Source organism: Vibrio genomosp. F10 str. 9ZD137 (genome assembly GCF_049974785.1).
Classification (GTDB): domain Bacteria; phylum Pseudomonadota; class Gammaproteobacteria; order Enterobacterales; family Vibrionaceae; genus Vibrio.
Map to the genome: position 1 here is coordinate 1 of NZ_JBNGCJ010000449.1, position 4,592 is coordinate 4,592.

A 4,592-nucleotide genomic window follows, 5' to 3' on the forward strand; every position below is an offset into this window, starting at 1 on the left:
ACCGCTCTTCCGATCTCGGTTTCATTGTGCGCTTTTACATCAAGATGAGCGTTATCATTGTCCTTAGAAGGAAGCGTGATTGTGCTATTTAGAATTTTAGAACGCGTATTCATGCGCACCGAGTTGAAACTGACTGCTGCCGCAACTGCAACGCCAACTTTAGTATCAAAATCCGGTGAGGTGTCTTTACTTACCGCTGCGCCCAGTGCCACTGAAAGTATGTCGGCTTCACTTATCGCTTGGTGTCGTACTTTTCCATCTGCAACTTTAAGATCGACATTACTGATCAATGCGTCAATATCACTGACTATATTATTTTCTGCGTAGGTCACGCCAACAGACCCATTTCCAGCATAAGCCACACCAAGTGCTACCGCATAGATATCTGACGTGTCTTTTGCGGCAATATCGGCGGCATACCCATAGTCATTTTGGCTGTTAATGTTTGCAGTGGTAATGTCAGATAAATAGGCGTCAATATCATTAGTCACATTATTAATTGAGACGTTACCTGTTATCGCAATACTGCTACTCGAACCCGTCGATGTCTCGGCAATGCCAGATAATGCCGCCGAAATCGATGCTGTCACCACCGTACTATCATTAATCGCGTTGATAGATAAGCTATCAAGCGTTAATGTATTAATCCCTTTGATGCCCGCTTCAATATCGAGATCAACATCATTTCTAAGGCCAATCCCTGCGGCTGCTAAAGCAAACGAATTCGCCTCTGAACTTGCATAGGCAATTGGGAAAGCAAGTACCCAAGAGCTTTCGGTCGCATTGAGGTTGAGAGCATCGGCATTTAAGCTATTAAGGTTGCTAATGGTTGCGGAAGTGGTGTAATCAGCCGTGTTAAAAATAAAGGCACCAGAAATAGAAATACCGTAATCACTGTTTGCGGTTTTTGGGGCTTCGCCACCAGAGGGAGCGACTTTACCGGTTGCCCATGCCGCACTCATGGCAGTGCCGAAGACAAAACCATCAGAGTTAGCAGCGACTTTAACATCACCATTCACGTTAATATCACCACGACGGCTTGAGCCTTCATGACCAATCTGTGCTTTAGTGACCTTGGTAATTTCATTGACGATGGCTGACGCACCAACACCAATAGAGCCACCTGAAGCACCACCGCCTGCAACCGTAATAATGTCAACACGATTGTCCGCCGTAACACTTAACCTTTCTATACCACCTGGATTATTAACCCGTGTCCCAACATCAAGATCAACGCCTGAATCGACACGAGCCGTTGAGTTACTCTCAACAAAATTGCCCATGAATAGGCCTGACATGCCTAATGTTCCAGTACCATAGCCTGCGGAATATCCAAGGTTAATGGCAAATGCTGCGGCGTTTGATTCAATGTTGAGATCATCGGCATACACTTTTGCGCCGTCTTCAATAATCGCATCACTGTTTAACGTAACGTTATTAATGTAAACACTCGCACCGGACCCATTTAAACTTTGCGAAGAACCACTTTTCGCATAGATTTGCTTCAATATTGGAATTTGAGAAGAGGTATCGGTGAGCATACCTACATAATCAACCGACTTGTTGGTCGCAGCTGAAGTCACATCTATGCCACGAACACCCATACTGATGTCTGGCAACAATGCGCTAACAAACTGCTGCGCTTCACCAGACGCAAAGATGTTCTCCAATGCTTCGCGTTGGTTCACTTCAACGGATCCACCGATTTTTGCATCGGCATTTTGGTTGGAATCAAGATAACCAAAGTTCAATCCAATCGATACTTTCGCTCCGGCAGCTTCTGATTTAATACTGTTATCAGTCAGATAAAGTTCAGATTCACCCCCTAACAATTGGTTTGGTAAGCTGCTTACCTGATCGCCTAGTAATTCCCAGCGTAGCGTGTCGCTGAAGTCCTCACTTGCAAACCGTATTGGTTGCGAGTCATCCCCAAGGAACTTATAAACCGCCCCAAGAATACTGATTTCGGGCTGCTGTGCTTCCAACTGTTGCCAATCATAATCACCATAATCGAATGAAATTAGGTCTCCGGTTACTATTGAGTAATCAGTATCAATTTGACTATTGGTAATGGTTGAGGGTTTGACGTATTTAAAGGTGGTATCTTGGCTAATCAATCCTGTCAGGTTTTCACTTTTTGCATCTAAAGTAATCTTATCAAGCACATCTAACTTGGTATCACCCAACATCAACGCATTAGCATCGTTATCTAGATCCGCGATGGATACAGAGACAGCACCGCCAAATGGTACCTGGCTAAACTCACTCTTTGTTCCTGTAGAACCACTAAGCTGAGAGGTTTGAGAAACTGAGCTCGATGTTGATGAAACACTGGTGAGTAATCGGCTATCGACAGAGGCTGTTTGCTCTAACGAGCCGCCCACTTGGATATCACTGGTCTCCCCATCTATGCCAAGGTATGAGTTGGTTCTGTTAGTATCTTCAGAATAGACAAAAGCGATACCCGCGGTAAATTTTGTCGGTTGAAGACGATCACCGGGTTTTAATTTTCCACCGAGCCAACTTAACCCATTCGACGATAGTTTTCCTGAACCTTTCTGTTTAAACTTATCTTTAACATTATCTACAGTACTCGGGACACGTTTCACCGTTGCTTCGGCCAACGTACCCCAATCACCATCAACACGCCCCTGCTTATGCTCCGCATTAACATTAATGTCCCCTACAACGAATATATCGCCAGCAAGAGTGGCATTAGTCTCACCGTTCTCAATGTGCACCGCTACACTCGCAGCTAGTTTACCTTTTGACCCGGCGTCACTGATTGCCCCTACATAGGTAAAATCGGCGGTAGAAGCATTTAAATCTAAGTTTCCTTGGGAAACAATGGTCGCGGTTTCTGAAACGGTCACATTTGAATCGGAATCTAACAGACCCACTGCAACACTTGCAGATAATCCTTTAAAACCAAATACTTGATCTGCATTTACTTTAAGATAGTTTTCAGTATTGGAGGAGATAACCACGTCCCCTTGCGCCAAAATCGTGCCATCCATATCAACGATAGACGATGATTTGATGCTACCAACAGCAACAGAAAGCAAGAATGCCAATGGCTCCGAGGTCACTCGAGCTATCGAACGAGACTCTATAACAACATCATCCCCTTTAATAATTGCAGACTCATCGATCGAAATTCTGGTGTCTATCTCAGAACGAGAGTAGCCGAAGAAAAGGCTGATGTTTTCCAATTCATCTTTAAAGTCGTCGATACTTGGCACATCGGTGTCAATCGCCTTACCACCGTAGTTAACTGGGCTGTCGGGATTGGTTTCTACCTGTGCCTGTAAATTGATGTCTCTTCCTGATATCGTTGCAGCGCCGATCGTAATACTCGCGCCAACGTCATCATAATTGTAAAAGCCCAAACCTTTGATCGTATTCTGTGCATCGAAAGCGAAAAGGGATATATCACCACTTTCGCTTAATGCGTTGCCTTTCGCTGAAATGGTTACACCGTCACTGACGACAATGTTTTTGGCTAGAATGTCTATATTGCCTGCTGATAAGCTTAAATCATCAGTGGTAATACTGGCGTTCACCGTCACCGTATTGTTGTCCGCTCGGAACTCTATAGATTGCCCTTGAAGGGTAACATCACTGTCGATTGTCAAATGACCTGACGACTCCGTCACAAAGGTAAAGGCTGAGCCTGTAATATCAGCCCAATCAAAATCCGTGATATCGAACGAATTCGATCCACCGTAAAACACAACATCATTCAAGGTTGCGGTATCTTGTAATGTAATCGATACACTGTCAGCAACCGCGTCTGCTCTTTGGGACACATCAAGTCGGAATTCATTGTTTCCAGTGCCACCGAGCAATTCTGCGTTAGTTTGTACTGCGTCTAAAATCACATCAATGGATGCGTTGGTTGCATCCAGCTTTGTTGCACCTGCAAACGCTTTTATTTCTGCGATTTCTACGTCAGTCATGGTGACAGATTGATCAGTCTGCGAATCGCCTTTCCAGGTAATCGTTGAATCACTTGGATCACCTGAATCAGATAGGGAAATTTCAGTATGAGTTGCCGTAGTCTCAGCAATAACAGTGTCCGCGCCTAAACCCGCCGTGACCGAAACATCCTCGCCATCAATAATGAATGTATCGATACCTTTTGAACCCATATAGGTGTCTGAGCCTGCATTCCCTTTTTGAGACGTAAGTTGAAGAGAGGCGAGTAGAGACAAGCTCATACCTGTAGCAACAGAACTGGATACAGTAGCACCATTTAGGCCTAATACAGCCAATATTGAGTCGTCGGTCTCCGCAACACCAAAAGAATCAATCCCAGAGATAGAAAGACTGGCGGTTTTTTGATTGAACGTTGCCTGCATTGCTCCCGTTTCACGATCGTCAGCCTGATTGATTAACGCCAGTAATTCCTCTAGCGTGGAGGCGGATTCCACATCTACCTCTAATACGGTACTGCCATCATCAAGGGTAAATCGGAAGGTGTGTTCGGTGAGGTCTTCCCAGCCATCAAGCAGCTTCAATGCGTTGGATTCTGACACACCATAAAAGTCACGGGTATCGAAGCTATCCGCTCCATCAGAGCCAATCAGCTC

General features: G+C 44.9%; 1 protein-coding gene. It reads right to left on the reverse strand.

Going from position 1 to position 4,592, the window contains the following annotated elements; translation table 11 throughout:
- The coding region (locus tag ACP45E_RS10770) for a hypothetical protein (RefSeq protein WP_017038264.1) at window positions 1-4,592 on the reverse strand (4,592 nt) is incomplete at both ends.